Here is a 20,026-nt window from a genome sequence, read left to right as displayed (position 1 = left end):
CCGACGCCCCTAGTGGAAATCCCGGCTCCGCACGTCCAGCCCCTGCAGCTCGATGTCCTCCCGGCTCGGTGCCGCATCCAGCCCGTCGACATCGAAGGTGACGCCCGAACGCGGATCTATCTTGACGAATCGCCGCTGAAGCGGAGCAAGGCCGCGCGCGCGGCGACGGGGCCGAGATGAGCGCCATCGCGATCATCACGTTGACGGAGCCATACGCGATTGTCCGTTCCTCGCCGGCTTGCACCGGCATGGCGCCCCCCGGGCCGGTTGAAAAGCCGACGGTCGCTGCCCGCCGTCCGAGTCGTTGCCATGAAACGCGGCGCCGATGCCGCTGGCCGCAGCTGCCATCCGGACGGCCGGGACAGGCGCCAGGCGCGCGTCAAACCGAAACCGAAGCACTGCAACGGCACCGGCATCGCGGCGACGCCACCGGCACGACACGCAGTCGTCCCGCACCGTGGCCGGCCGGATGAGGGAGAGCGATGCCGGCTGCCTGGACGCCCCGTCCCGGACGACGACGAAACCACGCGTCCGCGGCGAAGACTCTCCCAAGGGGGCACGCATTGCGTCCCAGAGCGCGTCGGTGGAGACCCAGACCGGCGGATACTTGTGGGCCGCCACGTCCAGGATGAGAAAACGATCGGTTTCGGCGTGATAGGCGGCAAGCGGAGAGATGTGGCCCATCTCGACCTGCCCCAGCATCGCGCGCTGGTAGTTCACCAGCACGAAGTCTTCGCTCGTCATCAGGTTGCTTCGCGCAATCGCGCGGAAGCGTTCGACATCGATATCGGAGGCGTAGATCACCGTGGCTTCGACGCCGTGGGCGCGCAGGAATTTGCCGAGCTGCCCCAGCGACATTCCCCACAGGCTGACCCGGAGAGGATCCTTGATCCTCCTGGCGGAATCGCTGAAGAACGAGGATTGATCCAAAGGCGCGCCCGGGCTTTCCAGCGCATTCAGGACGATCACGGAACTGGCGGCACCGCAGAACGCCCGCCGCGACTGCGGCACGAAATTCGCAGCGAGGGGTTCGTAGTCGGCGGTGAATTCGCTCTCGGCGAGCAGTTCTCGACCGGCAGGGGATTCGAGCGTGATCAGATTGTCCGGAAGCGGCAGAAGGTCGACCGGCGGGACACGAAAATACCTGTTCCAGATCGTCAAGCTGGCCACGAGCAGAACGATGGAAAGCGCGACCCCGCAGATCGAAAGAAGGCGCTTCATGGTGTTCCACGCGTGCGCTGAGAGCCACCTGGTCCAGGAGCGAGAACCGACATCACAGCCGCTTCTGCCGCGTGCGACGCGGCACATCCGGCCGATGCGGAGAGGCGGATGCCGCGTTGCGCGGATCGACTTCTGTTGTCGGCCTGGGCCTCATCGGCGATCTCCGCTCGCTGAGCCGTAACGATCTCGTTGCGGAGTCCGGAACCTGCGGCCGCAGGACCCGATTGCCCGCACATCCAAGATGGCACCTGGGTGGTGCCGGCTGCGTGATAGCGGGGTCACGCCTATCTGGTCAACGCACGACCGCGGATGCCGCTCCTATTCAGGGCCGTCGCAGCCATCGGGACCGGAGCACGGCGAACGCGGCAGGCTCAGGCCCGCGCTCGGCAGCACGCGGCGGCGGCGGCCGCCTTCGCCGGCACTTCCGGCGCGTAGCGGTCGTGGTGCCGCACCCATGCCATCGAGTAGTCCAGGTCGTCCTCGTCGCGGCCCTTTGGCGTGAGGTCCAGCAGGGCATATGCGTGCATCATCACTTCCACGCCGCGTCCGTAGCGCGAGTAGGTGTGGAAGACCTCGCCCATATCGTCCCGGTAGAACACGCTGATTCCGGGCGCCTCTTCAAGCGGGAAGGATTGCGTGACGTAGTTGTAGCGGACCTCGCCCGTGGACATCTCGTCCTGGGTGAAGTTGACGCCGAAGTCGTGGTTGAAGTCGGTGCCGTGCGAGGATACCCACTTGAACTTCCAGCCCATGCGCTGGCGGAAGCGCTCGATGTCGGCCAGCGGCGCGCGCGAAACGGCCAGGAACGTGACATCGCGCTGCGACAGATGCGGGTTGGCGCCGTCGTTGTGGTCGGCCATGTAGGAGCAGCTCTTGCAGCCCTGCTCCCAGCCCGGCGCGAACATGAAATGCTGCACCAGCAACTGGCGGCGCCCTTCGAACAGGTCGGCGAGCGTGCGCGGTCCCGCGAGCGTATCGAAGACATAGTTCTTGTCGACGCGTACCCACGGCAGCGCACGGCGCTCGCGCGCGACCTGGTCGTGCAGGTGCGTCAGCTCCTTTTCGCGCGCCAGCAGCTTCCTGCGTTCGTCCAGCCATCGGTCCTTGGACACAACCGGATGATGAGCAGTGTTCGATTCGGCAACGAGGGTGTTCATGATGCTCTCCTCAACGATGGTATTCATGGGGGGGCTCGCTTGATTCGCGCCGGCCTGCGAGGTCAGGCGGCATTTCATGCCGACGGCATCTTGTCGAATTTCTGCAGGGCTGGATCGAGGTAATCCCACGCGTACCCACGCACGCCGTACGTCACGGCTTGCGGTTTGAATCGGCCGGGATCGTCGAGGCTCGCAGCGTGCACGGTGAAAACATCGGGCATGGCCGCATACGTCATGTATATCGGCGAACCGCAGACGGGGCAGAAGGCGCGAGTCTTCACGTTGCCGCTATCGCCAACGATGCCCCAATGCATCGCTTCGCCCTGGAGTTCCACACCGGTGCGTGGGAAGGTCAGATACGATCCGTGCCCGGCGCCGCTTTTCCGCTGACAGTCGCGGCACTGGCAGTGATTCTCGAACAGGGGTTTGCCAGAAATCGCATAACGGATCGCCCCGCAGGCGCATCCACCGGCATAAATTTCGCTCATGCCCTCTCTCCTGTCATAAGTGCTGCGAGACAAAAATCGCGTCAGCCTTGCTGCCAATGCTTGGCATGCGCCGGCCGAGATCGTCTGCTGCAATGGATTTCCTGCGCGCCGCCGTGGCGATTCATGCGCTTGCGTCACGCCGATGTGCAGCGCGTACAGCGACCACTTGGGATCCCCGGCCGCCGGTCCGGCGGCGGCCGGGCCGTGTGCAATCAGGAGGCGAGTCGTTTTGGACGTCGCACGGCACGGACCTTTCCAGTCCCGCCGCCGCCGCAATAGAAAAGGTCTGCGCCATCGGATTCGAGCCCGCTGACGCCGGCGCCTTGCGGCATCTGCAGCCGGTCCAGCACGGCACCGCTCTCCGGATCAATTCGACGGATTTCGCTCTCGTCGTCCTCCCACGTCCCGTGCCACAACTCGCCGTCGACCCAGGTCACGCCGGTGACGAAGCGGTTGGATTCGATGGAGCGGATGACGGCACCGGACTCCGGATCGACCTGGTGGATCTTGCGATCGCGGTACTGGCCCACCCATAGACTGCCCTCGGCCCAGGCAAGCCCCGAATCGCCACCGCTGCCGGGTGCCGGAATCGACTTGATCACGTCGCCAGTGGCGGGATCGATCTTGTCGATGCGTGTCTCGGCGATCTGATAGAGATAGGTGCCATCGAAGGCCGTACCGGCGTCGCCGGTGCAAGCCAACGTGCGTGCCGGCTCGCCGCTCTCGGGATCGAAGGCGACCAGCTTGTCGCCGGTGGCGGCCCAGACGTGGCGGCCGTCGTGAGTGACGCCACCCACGCGATCGGCGCCTGCGAACGGACCGTACTCGCGGACGATCTCGGCCGCATGCACCGGTATCTGGGATTTGCCTGTGCTCGGGTTGCGATTCATGGCTTGGCCTCCTTGATGCGCCTCGGAGCGGCGCTGCGGGGGCCAATCTACTCGGGCGAGAACGCAGTAGGGAGTAACAAGATCGTCGTGAATCCCGTCAGCGGCGGCGCCAGCCAGCGTTGCGCCCGCGCCCGCCCGTTCGAACGCACCCGTCCGGCGGCCTCCAGTTCGACCAGTGCGCGCTGCACGGTGCGCTGGCTGGCCCCCAGCGCCAATGCCAGCGCCGACGTGGACCAGGCGGCGCCATCGGCCAGCAACGCTTGCAACGACGCCTGCTCGCCGTCGATCGGCGGCACCAGGACGACGACGCCCCGCCGCACGCGCGGCACCAGTGCGAAGCCGCGTACGGTGGCTTCGATGCCGGCCAGCGGCGCGACGAGCTTGCGCAGTCGGCCAATCTCCACGCGCAGGCGTACGCGATGCGTCTCGTCGGGATGGCGGCTGCGGAAGGCGCGCATGATCAGCGCGTCGCGGTCGACGTCACCAGGCCAGCCTTCCGCCAATGCGCGCACCAGCGCGAACAGAACCGGTCTGCGCACCAGCGGGAACCACGCATCGCCCGTGCGCAGGCCGCGACGGCAGGCGTCGACGATCAAGGTGCCGGCAGCGAGCAGCGTTTCGATCTCGTCCAGGCGTAACGGCCGTTCGTGCCCGGCGTGGATGTGGCGCGCGGCGGGACGGTCTAGCGCAGTACGTGCTTCGACCACCTCGGCCAGCAATGCGGGTATACCTGCACGCTCGGCAGCTTCGTGCGCGCGGTCCAGCGCCGCTCGCGCCGGCTTCGTGCGCAGCGAGCGCAGCGCGACCTCGGCCGCGGCCAGTCCCGCCACCGCCGTCAGCGCCGGCGGCAGACCGCGCGCGTCGAGGCGCGACAACGCGGCACCGGCTTCTTCGATGCGGCCCAGCAGCAGCAACCGATGTACCGCGACCAGCCGCGCGTGCAACGCGTTGGCGTGGTCGCCGCGCGCTTCGAGCGTCGCCGCCGCGGCCGCCAGTGAACGCGGCGAGCCGCCGAGGTCGCGCATGGCCAGCGCCACCTCGGCCTCGGCCACGACGCAGCGCGCCCGCGCCAGCTCCTCGCGGGCGCCGAAGCCGCGGGCGGCGCGGCGCAGGAGTTCGCGCGCGCGCGGGTAGTCGCCGAGCTGTGCCATGGCAATGCCGCGCAGGGCGAGTGCCGGCGGGTCGTCGCGCAGCGCGACCCGCTGGAGGGCGCCAAGCGCGTCGCCGGCGGCCAGTGCGCGTGCGGAGGCGGCGATCAGGGAATCCATGGCGACAGGCTACCCGGGCGCGCAAGCCCGCGCTCGTTGTTTTCCCGGCACGGACCTGTCACTTCCCATCGACACTGTTGCGGTCAAACTCGTGCCCGTCGACGTTGCCCCCTGCACGGGTCCACCCGCTGCACGCGGATCGTTCGCACGACGATCACGACGGCAACGTCAGCTCGACACCCACCGAAGGGAGAAGCCCATGAATGCTTCGACCAGAAGCCGCCGCGATGGCCCCCTGGAACAGCTGCTTTCGGACTATGTCGCGCTCTGCAACCGCGCGATGGCGGAGAACAAGGACAAGTTCTGGTATCGGCAGGCCAAGCGGGTGAACCGGGCCCTGCTGGGCGGCGCCAATTTCCGCACCCTCATCCAGGGCGAGGATCCGGACGAGATCCTCGGCGAGTTCACGATCCATTTCGACCCGGATGACCAGGTGCTCAGCCTGCTACCACCCGGGGACTACGACGTGGCGTTCTCCTGGCGGGCCCCTCTCGCCTATCTCGACGACGTGGTGCACGAGCGGCCGGAGTGGTATCTCGAGCATCCGATGAGGCTGGACTGGGTCTGGCTCAAGGAGCGCGTGGGCAACGCCGCCGAGCGCGTGGACGGCCGCTCGCTCGCGGCCGGGTTCGTGCTCGGCGCCGCGGCGGTCCTGCTCGCCGTCTGCGCCGTTCCCAGGGAGCGGGCGGAACGCGCCCTGCCGTGGCGTTGAGGCCGGTGCCCGACCCGATGGCCGCGAGACTCGCTTCAGGGCCATCGGCCCGGCATCCTCAGCCCTGACCGCGCTGATCGCGGCTGCTGACCGCATACGGATTTCGCAATGGCACACGTGCACGCGCCAATCGCGATCGTCGGGGCCGGCCCGGTCGGCCTGTCGATGGCGCTCGGGCTTGCGGTGCACGGCGTACGCTCGGTCCTGGTCGAACGCCACCACCGCACGAGCGAGAGATCCAAGGCGCCAGCGATCCAGCAGCGGACGCGCGAGGTGTTCCGGCAATGGGGCGTCGAAGACCGTTTTCTCGAAGCAGGCGTACTGCGGCGCACGCTGACGTTGAACGCCGCAGCGGCGGGACGACGTCCCCTGGCCAGCATCGACATGTCCGAGCTCGACCGGGAAGCCGATCGTCCCGGTCTGCTGGTGCTGGAACAGTCCGAGACGGAGAGGCTGCTGCTCGAGGCCGTGCGCGAGACCGGCCTGTGCGACCTCCGCTTCGATACCGAGGCGGTGCGACTCCGGCAGGACAGGGACGGCGCGACGTTGAGCTGCCGCCGGAACGGACCGGAATATTCGCTCGACGCGGCATTCGTCGTCGGTTGCGACGGTGCCGACAGCTTCGTCCGTGACGCGCTCGGCCTGCCGTTCGAAGGCTTCACCTACGCCATTCGACCGATGCTCGCCGACGTGCGGATCACCGACGAACGAGACCAGCTCCCCTGGCCTCGCATCCACAACAGCCGTGGCGGCGTCACCGCGGCGCTGCGGCTGAGCGATGGGCTCTGGCGAATCATCCGGCTCGAGCGCGGAGATCCGGAAAAGGACGACAGCGTGCCGGACGACGAGATCGAAGCGCGCGTCGCCGAGACGCTTGGCGGCGGCGGCTGCCGGATCGAATGGGCGAACCGGTTCCGCATCCACCTGCGATCGGCGCCCCGGTTCCGCGTCGACCGCGTCCTGCTGGCGGGAGACGCCGCGCATGTCCACAGTCCAGCCGGCGCACTGGGCATGAATGCCGGCATCCAGGATGCCCACAATCTCGCCTGGAAGCTCGCCGCGGTGCTTGACGGCGGTGATGCCGGGCGGCTGCTCGACGCCTATGACATCGAGCGCCGGGACGTCGTGGTGGAAAGTGTCTCCGGCTACGCCGATGTCCTCACCAAGGTGTTCCTGCAGGCGCCGGCCGTGGTGCGCGCCGCCGCCTTCGTCCTCCTGCGGCTGTGTCTGGCGATCCCGCCGGTCCGCAGGAGGATGCTCCGCCGCGCAACGATGATCGATCTTGGCTACCAGGACTCGCCGCTGCTGGACAGCCGCGAACGGGCCGCGGGAGTGCGGCTCCCCAACCCGTTGCTGCGCTCGCACGAGGCGACGCACGTCCGGCTTTATGATCTGCTGCCGAACGGGCCGGCGATCCTCGATGTCGCGGAGCATCGGGATGCCGGCACCGCGTTGCCGCTCGAGCGGGTGATCCGGATCGGCCGGGGCGGTTACCACGACGGATCGGGATTGCTGCGGAAGCTGCTCGGGGGCCGGGACGGCTGGATCGTCGTACGGCCGGACCGGCATGTCGCGCTGGCGCGGAATACGGCCGACGGCCTGGGTGCGTCCGTGCACCGCGCGCTCGGCACCCAGGCCTGAAGGACGGAGGCGGCGGCCCTTTCTTCAAGCAGGCGGCCGTTGATGCGCCCGGCGCTCAATGGAAATCGCGGCTGCGCACGTCCAGGCCCTGCAGCAGCGAGGTGAGGTCGTGCAGGCGGCGGGCCACCAGGTGGCGCACGCCGGCCACCGCCTGCAGCCGGCCCTCGACCTGCAGCAGGCGCGACTCCAGGTAGGCGCGCCACTGCGCTTCGGCGATGTCCTTGCGGACGACGACGTTGACCATGCCGTGCTCGTCCTCCAGCGTCATGAAGGTGACGCCGCTGGCGGTCTGCGGGCGCTGGCGCAGGGTGACCAGGCCGGCGACGGTGACGCTGCGCCCGTGCGGCAGCGCGGCCAGGTCGCGCGAGCTGCGGCAGCGGCGTGCGCGCAGCTGCGCGCGCAGCAGCCGCAACGGATGCGGGCCGAGCGTGGTGCCGGTGCTGGCGTAGTCGGCGGACATGTCGGCGGCGACGTCGGGCGGCGGCAGCACGATCGCCTGCTCCGGCGCGGAGACATCGGCGCCGAACAGCGGCCGCTGCGCTTCCACGCCGGCGATCGCCCAGCGCGCGCGGTGGCGGTGTCCGGCCAGGCCGCGCAGGGCGCCGGCATCGGCCAGCAATGTGCGGGCGCGCTGGTCGAGATCGGCGCGTTCGCACAGGTCGGCGACGTCGGCGAACGGCCGCTGCGCGCGGGCGGCCGCGATGCGCACCGCGTCGTCCTCGCACAGGCCGCGCACCAGGCGCATGCCCATGCGGATCGCGAACGGCCGGTCCGGCAGCGCGTCATCCAGGCGCTCTAGCGAACAGTCCCAATCGCTGTGGCGCACGTCGACCGGGCGCACGCCGACGCCGTGCCGGCGCGCGTCCTGCAGGATCTGGTCGGGGCTGTAGAAGCCCATCGGCCAGCTGTTGACCATCGCGCAGGCGAACTCGGCCGGGTGGTGGCACTTGAGCCAGGAACTGGCGTAGGCCAGCAGCGCGAAGCTGGCCGCGTGCGACTCGGGAAAGCCGTAGCTGCCGAAGCCCTTGATCTGCTCGAAGATGCGTGCGGCGAACTCGGGCGTGTAATCGCGCGCGAGCATGCCCTCGGTCAGCCGTTTGCGATGCGGCTCCAGCCCGCCATGGCGTTTCCACGCCGCCATCGCCCGGCGCAGGCCGTCGGCCTCGCCCGCCGAGTAGCCCGCGGCGACGATGGCGATCTCCATCACCTGCTCCTGGAACAGCGGCACGCCGAGGGTGCGCACCAGCACGTCCTCCAACGCCGCGGAGGGATAGGTCACCTTCTCATCGCCGCAGCGGCGGCGCAGGTACGGATGCACCATGTCGCCCTGAATCGGTCCCGGCCGCACGATCGCCACCTGGATCACCAGGTCGTAGAATTTGGCCGGACGCAACCGCGGCAGCATCGCCATCTGCGCGCGCGACTCGATCTGGAACACGCCGATGGTGTCGGCGCGCGAGATCATGTCGTAGGTGTCTTCGTCCTCCGGCGGGATCGTCGCCAGCGTCAGCGCCGGACCGTCGTGCCGGCGCAGCAGATCGAAGCAGCGACGCAGCGCGGTGAGCATGCCGAGCGCCAGCACGTCGACCTTGAGCAGGCCGACCGCGTCCAGGTCGTCCTTGTCCCACTGGATCACGGTACGGTCTTCCATCGCCGCGTTCTCCACCGGCACCAGGGTGTGCAGCGGGTGCTCGGAGATCACGAAGCCGCCGGGATGCTGCGACAGGTGCCGCGGGAACCCGATCAGCTGCGCGGTCAGCGCCAGCACCTGCCGCAGCAGCGGACTGTCCGGATCGAAGCCGCGCTCGCGCAGATGCGCGTCCGGTGGCAGCTCCACGCTCCAGCGGCCGAACGCGCGCGCCAGCGCGTCGATCTGGTCCTGCGGCATCCCGAGCGCGCGGGCGACGTCGCGCACCGCGCCGGCGCCGCGATAGCTGATCACCACCGCCGCCAGCGCCGCGCGGTGGCGGCCGTAGTGCCCGAACACGTACTGGATCACCTCCTCGCGGCGCTCGTGCTCGAAGTCGACGTCGATGTCCGGCGGCTCGTCGCGGTCGGCGGAGATGAAGCGCTCGAACAGCAGCCGCTGGCGCGAGGGGTCGACCTCGGTGATGCCGAGCGCGAAGCACACCGCCGAGTTCGCCGCCGAGCCGCGGCCCTGGCAGAGGATGCCGCGACTGCGCGCGAAACGGACGATGTCGTGCACGGTGAGGAAGTAGTTCTCGTAGCGCTTGTAGGCGATCAGCGCCAGCTCCTTGCCGATCTGCTCGCGCACCGCGTCCACTTTCTCCACGTCCTTCAGCGCGCCCTCGGCCACGCGTCGCTCGAGGCCCTGCAGCGCCAGCGTGCGCAGCCAGCTGCCGGCGTCGTACCCGGCCGGCACCAGCTCGTGCGGGTACTGGTAGTGTGGTTTCAGCTCGCCGAGATCGAAGCTGCAGCGCGCGGCGATGCGCAGCGTCTCGGCCAGCAGCGCCGGGGGATACAGCTCCGCCAGCACGTGCCGCGGGCGCAGGTGGCGCTCGCCGTTCGGGAACAGCCGTCGCCCGGCCTCGGCCACGGTCACGTGGTGGCGGATCGCGGTCATGGTGTCCTGCAGCGCACGGCGGCCGCGCGCGTGCATGTGCACGTCGCCGGCGGCCACCGTCGGCATGCCGAGCCGCTGCGCCAGCGCCTGCAGCCGGGCCAGGCGCGCGGCATCGTCCGGTCCGCGATGCAGTTCCACCGCCAGCCAGGTGCGCTGCGGGAACAGCGCCTGCAGCCAGCGCCCGTGCGATTCGTCGGCGGACGCGTCCGGCAGCCACAGCGCCAGCAGTCCGTCGGTGCCGCCGGCGAAGTCCTTGCGCAGCAGCCGGTACGTGCCCTTGTCGGCGCGGCGCCGGGCGTCGGTGATCAGCCGGCACAGGGTGCGGTAGCCTTGCAGGGTTTCGACCAGCAGCACGCAGGCCGGGCCGTCGGCGATGCGCAGTTCGCTGCCGACGATCAGCGGCAGGCCGACCGCCTGCGCCGCCTGCCAGGCGCGCACGATCCCGGACAGCGAACATTCGTCGGTGATCGCCAGCGCCCGGTAGCCCTGCTGGCGCGCGCGCGCGAACAGTTCCGGCGCACTCGATGCGCCGCGCTGGAAGCTGAAGTTCGACAGGCAGTGCAGCTCGGCGTAGTCGGGCACGGCGCTCATGCGAACCACCCGTGCAGCATGAAGTGCCCGTGCTCGCCCGGCGCCGCGTATACCCAGGCGTGCTGGCCCTGGCGGGTCGCCACGCGGTAGTAGTCGCGGCGCACGTCGCCGTCCCACCAGCCGCTCTCGATCCGCTCCGGACCGGCCAGCAGTTCCGGCATGCCGCCGCGCAGCGGGATCGGCCGCGGCAGCAGCCAGCCCGGCCGCGGCGGCGCATCGGCGTCGGCGGGCTGCGTCGCGCTCTCGCCGCGCCAGGCCTGTTCGGGGCGGTGGTCGTGATGCACTCGCAGGCCGTGCACGGCCTCGTCGCCGAGCCGCGCGCGCAGGCGTTCACGCAATTGTTCCCACGGCATCGACTGCTGCGGGCGTTCGTCGAACAGTTCATGGTGCGCGGGCGCGAACGACGGCAGCTCGCGCGCGATCAACCGCAGCCCGCGTACGGGCGCCGGCACGCCGGTGCGTTCCAGCCGCGTGCGCGCGACGTCGAACAGCAGCGCCGGCTCACGCTCGGTACCGAGCAGGCCTACGCTCACCACGCTGTCGGCCGCGTCCTCATGTTCCAGGCGAAGCTCGAAGCGTTGCACTCCGCCGTCGCGGCCGGCGAGGTACGCGGCCAGGTCCGCGCTCAGGCGCCGCAGCGGGAACAGCAGCGCCTGGTGCGACTCCACCTCGAACCCGAGTTCGATGCGCGCATCGAAGCGGTCCGGCGGCCGGTACCATTCCAGCGGCTGCGGACGATCGCCGGACAGCGTGTCCAGATGCTGCAGCACCGCGGCCGGGAAGCGCCGCACCAGGCTCGCGCGCGGCAGCGCCTGCACCTGCGCCAGCCGCCGCAGGCCCATGCGTTCGAAGGCGGTGGCGACCTCCGTCGCGAAGCCGGCGCGCGCCACCGGCAGCTGCGCCAGCGCGCGACGCATGCCGTCCCCGTCGGGAATCGCCAGGCCGTCATGGGCGTTGACCAGCGCGCGCGCGGCGGCGGGATTGGGCGCGGCCACGATGCGGTGGTGGAAACCGAGCGCGGTGAGCTCCTCGCGCAGCCGCGCCTCCAGCCGCGGCCAGGGCCCGAACAGGCCGAGACTGGCGCCGATCTCGACGATCAGCGCATGCGGGTAGCGCAGGCTGACCTGGGAGCTGAAGCGGTAGGCCCAGGCGGCGAGGAAACGCTGCCAGCGCATGCTGTCCTCCGGGTCGTGTTCGACGGTTTCGACGGCGCCGGCCAGCGCCTGTGCCGCGGTCAGCGTCAGCCCCGGCTTCAGGCCGAGCGCGCGCGCGGCCGGATTGACCGCGTGCAGCACCCGGCGCTGCGCCGTGCCGGCGACCAGCGCCAGCGGCGCATCGCGATCGACGCGGCGGCGCAAGACGCCGTCGAGCGCCAGTTGCGGCAGCAGGATGCAGGCCCAGCGCATGCCGCCCTCACCGGTCCGCCGCCGCGGGGAACGGCAGCGGCCGCGTCGGCGCCAGCCCGCCGCGGCACTTGAGCACCCGCAGCTGCGCCGGCTGCGCATCGAGCGCGATCCGCAGCGGCGCCGGCGACGGATTGCGCGCCGCCGACAGCGGCCGAGTGGCGAAGGCCAGCGTCTTGCCGGTTTCCGCCGCCACCTGCAGCCGCCGCAGCGCACGGTCGTCGGCGTCCTGCGGCCAGCACAGCACCGCGCCGCAGCTGCCCGAGCGCAGGCACTGCTCGACCGCCCACAGCGCGTCGCGCGATCGCGGCGCCTGCACCACGTGCAATTGCCGCAGATCGACGCCCGCCGCCTGCCAGGCGGCGGCGAACGGCAGGTACGGCGGCGCCACCAGCACGATGCGTTCGCCGGCCTGCGACAGCCGCGCCAGCGCCGGCCACAGCAGCCGCAGCTCGCCGATGCCGTCGGCCGCGATCAGCAGTTCGCTCAGCGCCGACTCCGGCCAGCCGCCGGTGGGCAAGGCCGCATCCAGCGCGGCATGCCCGGTCGGCTGCGCGCTGGCCGGCGCCGGCGCCGGACGGCCCTTCCAGATCCGGCGCTCGTGCAGCAGCGCGTCGAGGGCGACCACCGCGCCCATCTCAGCCGCGCCGGACCAGGCCGCAGAACACGCCCTCGATCGCGAACTCCTGGTCCGGCCGCACCACGATCGGCGCGTAGGCCGGATTGCGTGGCAGCAGGCGGATGGCATCGGCGCCGAGCGCCAGCCGCTTGATCGTCAGCTCGCCGTCCAGTCGCGCCACCACGGTCTGGCCATCGCGCGCATCGCTGCCGCGGCGCACCCCGACCAGGTCGCCGTCGAGGATGCCGTCGTCGATCATCGAGTCGCCCTGCACCCGCAGCAGGTAGTCCGGCGCCTGCGCGAACAGCCGCGCATCGAGGGTGAGCGTGTCCGCCAGCCCGGTATCGGCGCCGATCGGCGCGCCGGCCGCCACCCGGCCCAGTACCGGCAGCCGCAGCAGGTCGGCGCGTGCGCGCAGCCCGGCCGGGCGGATGCCGCGCGCCTGCCCGGCGGTGACCTCGATCAGCCCGGCCGCGGCCAGCGCCTGCACGTGCTTGCGCGCGGCCCCGCGCGAGGCCAGGCCACAGGCGGCGGCGATCTCGGCCAGGGTCGGCGGTTGGCCGTGCGCGGCGACCCGGTCGCGGATCAGGGCCAGGATCGCGGCACGGCGGGGGCTCAGGGATTCCATGGAGTACATTTGTACTCCATCGCACCCCGGCAGGCCAAGTTCCGTCAGTCATCCATTGGCCAACGCCTTGCCGCAGCCGGATCCCGCGCTTCCCAACCGCCCACCGTCATGGCATGGACTCCCTCGCCGCGGCAAACGTTTGCTGTAGGAGCGTGCTACGCGCGCGATGCCGCCGCGGTCGGACGCGCCCGGAATCGCCGCCGATGCCGCCGGAGCCTCCCGCGGCATCGCGGCCGTGGGCCGCTCCTACGAAGGTGGCCGGATTCGTAGGAGCGTGCCATGCGCGCGATGCCGCCGCGGCCGGAGCGCCCGGAATCGCCGCCGATGCCGCTGGAGCCTCCCGCGGCATCGCGGCCATGGGCTGCTCCTACGAAGGTTGCCGGTTCAGCCCGCGTCCGGCGCGTCCGGCGCCTCCGGCTCCCAGGCCAGCAGGTCGCCCGGCTGGCAGTCGAGGTACTCGCAGATCCGGCCCAGGGTCTCGAAGCGGATCCCGCGGACCTTGCCGGACTTGAGCAGGGACAGGTTGGATTCGGTGATGCCGACGTGGGCGGCCAGGTCCTTGGAGCGCACCTTGCGCAGCGCCAGCATCACGTCGAGACGGACCACGATCGCCACAACCCAGCCCTCAGACAATCGCGCGGCTGTCTTCTTCGAGGCGCGCGGCTTCGTCGAACAGCCGTGCCACGAAGAAGAACACCACCGCCACGAACAGCGCCAGCAGGTCGCCGCCGGAGAACGACAGCGTCACCGTCATGGACTCGCCCATCGCCGCCAGCGCCACCACGGCCAGCGCCGGCAGCAGCAGCCGCAGCAAGGCGGCCAGCACCAGCAGCAGCGCGAAACGGCGGAAGTGCCGCGTCGCCGCCGGCGCGAACAGCGCTCCATGCCCGACCCGGCCCAGCATCCGCGCCAGCTCGAACAGGGCGCCGGCCACCAGGCCCGCCACGACCAGCGCGATCGCCGCTGCCCAGGCGTGCGGCAGGCCATCGGTGTCGAGGACGGCGACGAGCAGGCCCCGGGGTCCGGCCTGCGGGGCGAAGACCGCCAGCAGGGTCACGGCCAGGCACAGCACGGCCCCGGCCCAGGCCGCCAGGCGCAGCCGGCGGGCGGCGCGATAGAGCTTGGCGTGAGTTTCTGTTGAATTCATATTTATTTCTGTATTACGATAATTTATTCATGCAGAACGAGCTTCAGTATGCCTGCCCCTCCCTGCTCCACAAGCCCCCTGCCGCGCTTCCGGCGCCATGGCGTGCCGCTGTTCCTCTGTCTGCTGCTCGCGCTCGAGCCGATGGCCATGGCGCAGGCCGGGGACGCGCCGCCGCTGCCCGCGGCGCAGGCCGAAGCCTTGCTCGCGGACGCCCGCAAGGGCGAGGTGTTCGCGCTCGAAGTTGCCCTGCCGCGGATCGCCGATCCGCAACTGGCCACGCTGGCCCAGGCCCGGATCGCCGCTTCGCGGCTGCAGGACGCCGCCGCATTACGCGCCCTGGCGCCGTTCTTCTCCGCCCGGGACGCCGATCCGCGACACCTGCGCATCGCCTGGTCGATCGCCGCCGACGCCGGTTTCGCCGCCGGCGACTATGCGCGCGCCGCGGACGCCACCGGCGCCTGGCAGGCGCTGCTCGCCGCGCACGGCGATCCCGACGGCCGCGCGGCCGATGTCGCCCAGTTCCACGGCATCGCCACGCAGCTCGCGGCGGTCGCGCCGCAGGCGGTGCTGGCGTTCGCGCCGGAGACGGTCGCGACCCGCCGCGACAAGGTCGGCCTGCAGCGCGCGACGATGGCGGTCAACGGCACCGACCAGGAGGCGGTGCTCGACACCGGTGCCAACCTGTCGGTGGTCTCGGCCTCCACCGCGCGCCGGCTCGGCTTGCGCCTGCTGGAGGGCGAGGCCAGCGTCGGCAGCGGCAGCCGCCAAGCGGTCGCCACCCGGCTGGGAGTCGCCGAGCGGCTGGAGTTCGCCGGGTTGACGCTGGCGAACGTGGTGTTCCTAGTGCTCGACGATGCGCAGCTGGAAATGCCCGTGCCCGGCGGCTACCGGATCGACGCGATCCTCGGCTTCCCGGTGATGCGCGCGCTGCGCCGCATCCGCTTCGATGCCGACGGCCGCCTGACGCCGGAGCCCGTCGCCGACGCCGACGACCTGCCCGGCGATCTTCCCGGAAACCTGCGTGTCGTCGGCAGCGACCTGTATGTCGACGTCTCGGTCAACGGCATCGCCGTGCCGTTGCACCTGGACACGGGCGCTCCGCACTCTTCGCTGTCGTCGCGCTTCGCGCAGCGGCATGCCTCGCTGCTGCAGGGACTGCCGCAGGAACGTCAACGGGTCGGCGGCGCCGGCGGCACCACGGAGCGGCGCATCGCCACCTGGCCGGACGTGCAGGTGCGCCTGGACGGCCGGGAAACGCGGCTGCCGGGGCTCGCCGTCGCGATCGCCGACTCGGCCGACGTCGAGACCCGGAACATGGGCATTCTCGGCGGCGATGTCCTCGGCGCGTTCGCCTCCTTCACGATCGATTTCACGCGAATGCGTTTCGAACTCGGTGCACCGGTCGATGCAGCGAGCGCGCCGGCGGCCGTCGACGCGCCATCACCGATCTCCGACGTCGCGGATTGAACCGGCGCGTGCGCAGCCGGATCGATCAGGAAGCGTCGTTCCCGGCGGTTTTTGCCGCCCGGGGCTCGTCGGGCGTTTCTGCACCGGACCCGGGTTCTTCGCCAACGCCTCCAGCGCTCACCTTGCCGTGCTCGGGGAACGCCTTGCGCAGCTCGTCGTCCAGCACCAGCGGCCGTCCCCAGCGCTGGTAGCTGGGAACGAACCCATGCTTGAGGCGCTGGAATTCCGGAGAACCGGGAGCGACACCAAGCCGCTGCGCCAGCGCTTCCCAACCCTCGCCATGGCTGCGTTCCCACTCCTCCACCACGCGCCGGCAGGGCCGGCCGAGGATCTGGGCCAGGGAGCAGGCGTAGTAGACGTCGCCCGGGGCCCAGCCGCGCTCGGCAAGCAGGTCGGCCACGAGGTCACGGGGCGCGTCACGATAGCGGACCAGCTCGTCGATGAAGGGCTCGCGGTGGCGGCGACCGTAGTCGTTGATGTCGCCCAGGTGCCCGTCGACCCAGGCGTCGCCGCTGCGCGGATCCCAGTCGTAGGCGAAATCCTGCGCCGCGGCGGTGGCGGCCAGCGGCAGCGCGAGGGCGAATACGAAGGCGCGTAGCCGGTTGCGGATGTACATCGATGTTCTCCGTGATACGGCGCCCGGAGTCTACGGGCGCGATGGGGCGATCAGTGGCCCTGTCATTGACCGTCGTGGGCGACGACCGGTTCCAGCGCATGACGGCCGGTGCCGCGTGACAGGCGACGGCCGGCATCGTTCCGGACCTGCAGGCGGCCGTCCGGCAGCACGCCATAGACCCGCAGGCTGCCGCCGTCGCCCTGCATGCGGATTAGCGCGCCCTCGGCCTGCCATTGCCCGGCCTCGACGAAGCGCTCGCCGCTCCCCGCGACTCGATAGGTTTCGACGAGCCGGTAGCTGCGCACTTCGTCCTGCCGCTGCAGCAACAGGACCGTGTCGATGCCCTCGCAGTCGGCGCAGGACGAGACGCCCCGCCATTCCAGGTACCCGCCCTGCGCCTGCGGATCCGGCGCCGGCGCGCGTTCGCAGCCGGCCAGCGACACGCTACCGAGCAGCACCAGCACGGGAAGCACGCTGCGCATGCCGCGATTGTGCCGCAGCGCGCGGCCGGCGTCGCCTACACGCCACGCACACCTGGTCCCGTCCACGCTGTCCTCACGGGATCGCGTCAATCGCCTTTCCCGGAACAAGGTCGTCGATTTGTGGGAGGAACGGCCGATGAATACGTCCACCAAGCCCCGCCATCGCCTGCGTCGCTGGCTGGTCGGTCTTTGCATTGCCGCCGTGCTGCTGGGCGTCTACGCCGTCGCCCTGCGCTGGTTCACCTTGCAGATCGGCGACGGCGTGGAAGGCAGCCTGCAGACGGCACCGGCGGTCGAGGATACCCGCCACCGCGCCGGCGATTAGGCGGTGGGCCAAGGCCCACCCTATCGCGAACATCGAGTATGGGGTGGGCTTCGACCCACCGTATCGTGAGCACCGGCATAGGGTGGGCCTTGGCCCACCGCATGGCGACGCTCAACGCTCGGAAATCACGAAGCTGCCGAACGCGATCCCGAGATCCCAGCCTTCGCCGGTCCCGGCCAGCGCCAGCGAGATCGAACCCTTGGTCACCACCTGCGCCTTGGCGGATTTCGCCGCACCCGCGTGCGCCTCGGCGGTGGCATAGCCGCCAATCACGTCACGGATGTTGGCGACGCCGGAAAAACGCCCGGTGCCGTTGTCGATCCGGGTCTTGCCGAAGCTGAGCCCGCCGCCCCTGGCGCTGATGCGCACCGGCAGGCTCTGGCCGTTGTTGCAGGTGACGGTGCCGGTGCCGTCGGCGGTCTTGTAGAACGCCGACCAGCCCGACATGCTGAAGTTGAGCCGGCATTCGAGCGGACCGGCCGCCGCCACTGGCGCGGACATCGCCGCCAGCACCCATGCGGCAACCGCGAAGACGGCCGGGCGGAAGCGGAAACGCGGCTTTTTCATGTCACCCTCCAGTGGATGCAACCTTCCGCATCGCGGCGTGCGGCAGGTGGAACGGTCCAGATTCGTGATCAGCGCCAGCGGCGATCCCGGTACGCATGGCGCCGATCATCGCGGTAGTCACGATCGTAGCGCGGATCGTAGTACTGCACCTGACAGCGGCCCTTGCGGTCGCACCTGGCATTGCCGTAGCTGCCATGCTTGGCACGATAACCATGCGCCGGAGCGTGCGCCGGGGGGCCCGGACGATAGCGACCGGACTGGTGATAACGGGGCACCTGGCGGTAATAGACCGGGCGGCCGTAGCGGTCACGGGACACGATCAGCCGGTCGTCATAGTCATAGCTGCCGTGGCGGTAGTAAGGCGTGCTCCCACGCAGCACCACGTCGGCAACGTCGACGATCACCCGGACCAGGTCGTCGTCGGCACGTGCGGGCGTGGGGACCAGCGTCATCACGCCCAGGCCGGTCGCCAGCGCAACCGAAGCGACCCAGCGGGACAGGTTGCTCGTGCTCATCGTCTTCTCCTTGCGTCTGTCTGTCGCCCGGCGGAGGCTGCGCCGGATCCGCAAACACCATGCGGCAGGACAGGTGAACCGCCCCGCAACTGCGCCGTTTCGAACGCTACCGTGACGACGACGTAAAGACGCGATTCATGCGACGCGGCTGGACGTCGGGCTGCAAACGATTTCAGCCATTTTTACGATCTGCCGCACAGCGGCAGGCAGTTCCTGTGGCGTGGCGACGGTGTGCAACCGCCGCTCACCGTCCACCGGACCGGCTTCGCGCTCGTGCGCCCAGGTCAGGTGATAAGGCATGTGCACCGCCCAGCCGCCGAGCTGCAGCACCGGTGCGATGTCCGAACGCAGCGAATTGCCGACCATGACGAACTGCGGCGGCGCGATGTCGAACTCGCCGAGCACGCGCGCGTAGGTGGCCGGATCCTTCTCGCTGACGATCTCGATGCGGCCGAACAGATCGGCCAAGCCCGAGCGCCGCACCTTGTTCTCCTGGTGGAACAGGTCGCCCTTGGTGATCAGCACGATCGGGTGTTCGGCGGCGATCGCCTCGACCGCCTCGCGGATGCCGGGCAGCAACTCCACCGGATGCTGCAGCATCTCCTTGGCCAGTTGCACGATGCGGTGCAGGTCGCCGGCGCCGATGCGGGCGCCGGTGATGTCGACGGCAGCCTCGATCATCGACAGCGCCATGCCCTTCACGCCGTAGCCGAACAACGCCAGGTTGCCCTTCTCCACCGCATATAGGTGCTCGCGTGCACGGCTGTCGTCGAGATCGACGTAAGCACCGACGATCGCCTCGAACCGGCGCTGCGCGTCATCGAAGTAGTCCTCGCTGCGCCACAGCGTGTCGTCGCCGTCGAAGCCGACCAGCCGGATGCCATCGTCCGCTGCAGTTGCCATCGCGGCATTCTATAGGAGCGCGCGCTTTCTCCGTCAGGCGCAAACGTGCAAAGCGTGCCTAGATCGCTGCTCCGGGAGTCACAGACAACAAAATGGGGGCGGCCCTGCGGCCGCCCCCGTCGTTTCGTTCCGCGCCGTCGTCGTCGGCGTCGGATTCCGATGGATCCGCGTCAGGCGCGAATCAAGTCAGGCCACCTACTGGCCGCCGCCCGGAGGCGTGGCGCCCTGCGATGCGGCGAAGTTGCGGTACTCGTCCGGCGTCAGCTGGCCATCGCCATCGGTATCGGCCTGGGCGAACACCGTGCTCAGCGCCGGATGCGCGCTGGCTTCGTCCTGGCTCAGGTTGCCGTCACCGTCCGCGTCCAGGTCGGCCCAGGTCACCTCGCCCTGGGCGGGCTGGGCCGGCGCCGCCTGCTCGGTCGGCGGACCCTGGGTGGTCGGATCCTGCGTCGTGGTCGGATCCTGCGTCATCGGCTCGGCTTCCTGCGCGAACGCCAGCGGCATCGCGACGGCGGCGGCGAGAGCGATCAGTCCAGCCAGGGGCTTACGTGCATTGTTGTTCATCAGAATCTCCAGTTGGGTAGCCAAAACGTGGAAGCGATTCGCCAGGTATGCCGATCCATCTGTCGGCCGAGCCGCATGCGCTTCGCACGATTCGCAGATTGGCCGCGCATCAATGAATGTCAACGCCTGTACAAAGACGCGCAAAACAGATCGTTAACCAATGCGGTCGCTTTTTTCGTTAGGCCCGCTACGGCCGAACAAACGCATCCGAGCGGAAAGTCCCGGGACTCGGGAACTT

General features: G+C 70.1%; 21 protein-coding genes. 4 read left to right on the top strand and 17 right to left on the bottom strand.

Going from position 1 to position 20,026, the window contains the following annotated elements; translation table 11 throughout:
* Window positions 1–195 precede the first annotated feature (195 nt).
* The 5 genes from FXO19_RS08580 to FXO19_RS08560 form a co-directional block, all read right to left on the bottom strand.
* Window positions 196–1,221: a phytochelatin synthase family protein gene (locus FXO19_RS08580; protein WP_187775706.1), complete on the bottom strand. Its 1,026-nt coding sequence runs from the start codon at window positions 1,219–1,221 to the stop codon at window positions 196–198.
* Between the two features lie 371 nt (window positions 1,222–1,592).
* Window positions 1,593–2,378 carry a DUF899 domain-containing protein gene (locus FXO19_RS08575; protein WP_149194661.1) on the bottom strand — a complete coding sequence of 262 codons (786 nt, stop codon included), beginning with the start codon at window positions 2,376–2,378 and terminating at the stop codon, window positions 1,593–1,595.
* Window positions 2,379–2,452: 74 nt separating this feature from the next.
* Entirely contained in the window at window positions 2,453–2,866 is a 414-nt protein-coding gene (locus FXO19_RS08570) for a GFA family protein (RefSeq protein WP_149194660.1), read from the bottom strand.
* A gap of 212 nt (window positions 2,867–3,078) precedes the next feature.
* On the bottom strand, window positions 3,079–3,756 hold the full coding sequence (locus FXO19_RS08565; RefSeq protein WP_149194659.1) for an NHL repeat-containing protein: 678 nt from the start codon (window positions 3,754–3,756) through the stop codon (window positions 3,079–3,081).
* 47 nt (window positions 3,757–3,803) lie between these two features.
* A complete protein-coding gene (locus FXO19_RS08560; protein ID WP_149194658.1) occupies window positions 3,804–5,024 on the bottom strand; it encodes a helix-turn-helix domain-containing protein in 1,221 nt (406 codons plus the stop codon).
* Between the two features lie 199 nt (window positions 5,025–5,223).
* Between FXO19_RS08560 and FXO19_RS08555 the strand changes: the two genes are divergently transcribed.
* Together FXO19_RS08555 and FXO19_RS08550 are read left to right on the top strand one after the other, a co-directional pair.
* A complete protein-coding gene (locus FXO19_RS08555; protein WP_149194657.1) occupies window positions 5,224–5,736 on the top strand; it encodes a hypothetical protein in 513 nt (170 codons plus the stop codon).
* A 108-nt stretch (window positions 5,737–5,844) separates the two neighbouring features.
* Window positions 5,845–7,377, top strand: coding sequence for an FAD-dependent monooxygenase (locus FXO19_RS08550; RefSeq protein ID WP_149194656.1), 1,533 nt, complete (start codon window positions 5,845–5,847; stop codon window positions 7,375–7,377).
* Window positions 7,378–7,432: 55 nt separating this feature from the next.
* On the opposite strand, the gene FXO19_RS08545 is transcribed toward FXO19_RS08550, so the two are convergent.
* From FXO19_RS08545 to FXO19_RS08520, 6 genes are all read right to left on the bottom strand, one after another.
* Entirely contained in the window at window positions 7,433–10,552 is a 3,120-nt protein-coding gene (locus tag FXO19_RS08545) for an error-prone DNA polymerase (protein ID WP_149194655.1), read from the bottom strand.
* The gene (locus tag FXO19_RS08540) at window positions 10,549–11,958 is read right to left on the bottom strand and encodes a Y-family DNA polymerase (protein WP_149194654.1); all 1,410 of its coding nucleotides are present in this window, start codon (window positions 11,956–11,958) and stop codon (window positions 10,549–10,551) included. Before FXO19_RS08540 ends, FXO19_RS08545 begins: the two co-directional genes overlap by 4 nt.
* 7 nt (window positions 11,959–11,965) lie before the next feature.
* On the bottom strand, window positions 11,966–12,592 hold the full coding sequence (gene imuA / locus FXO19_RS08535; protein WP_149194653.1) for a translesion DNA synthesis-associated protein ImuA: 627 nt from the start codon (window positions 12,590–12,592) through the stop codon (window positions 11,966–11,968).
* A gap of 1 nt (window position 12,593) precedes the next feature.
* Entirely contained in the window at window positions 12,594–13,202 is a 609-nt protein-coding gene (lexA, locus tag FXO19_RS08530) for a transcriptional repressor LexA (RefSeq protein WP_223115464.1), read from the bottom strand.
* Window positions 13,203–13,586: 384 nt separating this feature from the next.
* A complete protein-coding gene (locus FXO19_RS08525) occupies window positions 13,587–13,835 on the bottom strand; it encodes a helix-turn-helix domain-containing protein (protein WP_425481459.1) in 249 nt (82 codons plus the stop codon).
* Window positions 13,828–14,349, bottom strand: a complete 522-nt coding sequence (locus tag FXO19_RS08520; protein ID WP_149194651.1) for a DUF2975 domain-containing protein — start codon at window positions 14,347–14,349, stop codon at window positions 13,828–13,830. The genes FXO19_RS08525 and FXO19_RS08520 overlap by 8 nt, the downstream gene beginning before the upstream one ends.
* 48 nt (window positions 14,350–14,397) lie before the next feature.
* Between FXO19_RS08520 and FXO19_RS08515 the strand changes: the two genes are divergently transcribed.
* Window positions 14,398–15,816: an aspartyl protease family protein gene (locus FXO19_RS08515; RefSeq protein WP_149194650.1), complete on the top strand. Its 1,419-nt coding sequence runs from the start codon at window positions 14,398–14,400 to the stop codon at window positions 15,814–15,816.
* A gap of 25 nt (window positions 15,817–15,841) precedes the next feature.
* On the opposite strand, the gene FXO19_RS08510 is transcribed toward FXO19_RS08515, so the two are convergent.
* The gene (locus FXO19_RS08510; RefSeq protein WP_149194649.1) at window positions 15,842–16,432 is read right to left on the bottom strand and encodes a hypothetical protein; all 591 of its coding nucleotides are present in this window, start codon (window positions 16,430–16,432) and stop codon (window positions 15,842–15,844) included.
* Between the two features lie 62 nt (window positions 16,433–16,494).
* Entirely contained in the window at window positions 16,495–16,914 is a 420-nt protein-coding gene (locus FXO19_RS08505; RefSeq protein ID WP_187775705.1) for a copper resistance protein NlpE N-terminal domain-containing protein, read from the bottom strand.
* A gap of 136 nt (window positions 16,915–17,050) precedes the next feature.
* On the opposite strand from FXO19_RS08505, the gene FXO19_RS19225 reads away from it, so the two are divergent.
* The gene (locus FXO19_RS19225) at window positions 17,051–17,239 is read left to right on the top strand and encodes a hypothetical protein (RefSeq protein WP_187775704.1); all 189 of its coding nucleotides are present in this window, start codon (window positions 17,051–17,053) and stop codon (window positions 17,237–17,239) included.
* A gap of 111 nt (window positions 17,240–17,350) precedes the next feature.
* On the opposite strand, the gene FXO19_RS08500 is transcribed toward FXO19_RS19225, so the two are convergent.
* From FXO19_RS08500 to FXO19_RS08485, 4 genes are all read right to left on the bottom strand, one after another.
* Window positions 17,351–17,806 (bottom strand): hypothetical protein, encoded by a 456-nt coding sequence (locus FXO19_RS08500; protein WP_187775703.1) that lies wholly within the window; start codon window positions 17,804–17,806, stop codon window positions 17,351–17,353.
* 68 nt (window positions 17,807–17,874) lie between these two features.
* Window positions 17,875–18,321 (bottom strand): hypothetical protein, encoded by a 447-nt coding sequence (locus FXO19_RS08495; protein WP_149194647.1) that lies wholly within the window; start codon window positions 18,319–18,321, stop codon window positions 17,875–17,877.
* A 135-nt stretch (window positions 18,322–18,456) separates the two neighbouring features.
* Window positions 18,457–19,224, bottom strand: a complete 768-nt coding sequence (locus FXO19_RS08490; protein ID WP_149194646.1) for an HAD family hydrolase — start codon at window positions 19,222–19,224, stop codon at window positions 18,457–18,459.
* A 195-nt stretch (window positions 19,225–19,419) separates the two neighbouring features.
* Window positions 19,420–19,788, bottom strand: coding sequence for an EF-hand domain-containing protein (locus FXO19_RS08485; RefSeq protein WP_149194645.1), 369 nt, complete (start codon window positions 19,786–19,788; stop codon window positions 19,420–19,422).
* Window positions 19,789–20,026: the final 238 nt, after the last annotated feature.

The organism is Luteimonas suaedae, assembly GCF_008312895.1.
GTDB classification, from domain to species: Bacteria; Pseudomonadota; Gammaproteobacteria; order Xanthomonadales; family Xanthomonadaceae; genus Luteimonas; species Luteimonas suaedae.
This window is presented reverse-complemented; position numbering and strand designations above follow the sequence as displayed.

Coding starts and splice junctions, on each gene's coding strand:
- lexA (WP_223115464.1), bottom strand. CDS start 13,202: ATGGAATCCCTGAGCCCCCGCCGTGCCGCGATCCTGGCCCTGATCCGC.
- FXO19_RS08495 (WP_149194647.1), bottom strand. CDS start 18,321: ATGAGCACGAGCAACCTGTCCCGCTGGGTCGCTTCGGTTGCGCTGGCG.
- FXO19_RS08575 (WP_149194661.1), bottom strand. CDS start 2,378: ATGAACACCCTCGTTGCCGAATCGAACACTGCTCATCATCCGGTTGTG.
- FXO19_RS08565 (WP_149194659.1), bottom strand. CDS start 3,756: ATGAATCGCAACCCGAGCACAGGCAAATCCCAGATACCGGTGCATGCG.
- FXO19_RS08540 (WP_149194654.1), bottom strand. CDS start 11,958: ATGCGCTGGGCCTGCATCCTGCTGCCGCAACTGGCGCTCGACGGCGTC.
- FXO19_RS08485 (WP_149194645.1), bottom strand. CDS start 19,788: ATGAACAACAATGCACGTAAGCCCCTGGCTGGACTGATCGCTCTCGCC.
- FXO19_RS08580 (WP_187775706.1), bottom strand. CDS start 1,221: ATGAAGCGCCTTCTTTCGATCTGCGGGGTCGCGCTTTCCATCGTTCTG.
- imuA (WP_149194653.1), bottom strand. CDS start 12,592: ATGGGCGCGGTGGTCGCCCTCGACGCGCTGCTGCACGAGCGCCGGATC.
- FXO19_RS08515 (WP_149194650.1), top strand. CDS start 14,398: ATGCCTGCCCCTCCCTGCTCCACAAGCCCCCTGCCGCGCTTCCGGCGC.
- FXO19_RS08560 (WP_149194658.1), bottom strand. CDS start 5,024: ATGGATTCCCTGATCGCCGCCTCCGCACGCGCACTGGCCGCCGGCGAC.
- FXO19_RS08550 (WP_149194656.1), top strand. CDS start 5,845: ATGGCACACGTGCACGCGCCAATCGCGATCGTCGGGGCCGGCCCGGTC.
- FXO19_RS08520 (WP_149194651.1), bottom strand. CDS start 14,349: ATGAATTCAACAGAAACTCACGCCAAGCTCTATCGCGCCGCCCGCCGG.
- FXO19_RS19225 (WP_187775704.1), top strand. CDS start 17,051: ATGAATACGTCCACCAAGCCCCGCCATCGCCTGCGTCGCTGGCTGGTC.
- FXO19_RS08500 (WP_187775703.1), bottom strand. CDS start 17,806: ATGAAAAAGCCGCGTTTCCGCTTCCGCCCGGCCGTCTTCGCGGTTGCC.
- FXO19_RS08510 (WP_149194649.1), bottom strand. CDS start 16,432: ATGTACATCCGCAACCGGCTACGCGCCTTCGTATTCGCCCTCGCGCTG.
- FXO19_RS08490 (WP_149194646.1), bottom strand. CDS start 19,224: ATGGCAACTGCAGCGGACGATGGCATCCGGCTGGTCGGCTTCGACGGC.
- FXO19_RS08545 (WP_149194655.1), bottom strand. CDS start 10,552: ATGAGCGCCGTGCCCGACTACGCCGAGCTGCACTGCCTGTCGAACTTC.
- FXO19_RS08570 (WP_149194660.1), bottom strand. CDS start 2,866: ATGAGCGAAATTTATGCCGGTGGATGCGCCTGCGGGGCGATCCGTTAT.
- FXO19_RS08555 (WP_149194657.1), top strand. CDS start 5,224: ATGAATGCTTCGACCAGAAGCCGCCGCGATGGCCCCCTGGAACAGCTG.
- FXO19_RS08505 (WP_187775705.1), bottom strand. CDS start 16,914: ATGCGCAGCGTGCTTCCCGTGCTGGTGCTGCTCGGTAGCGTGTCGCTG.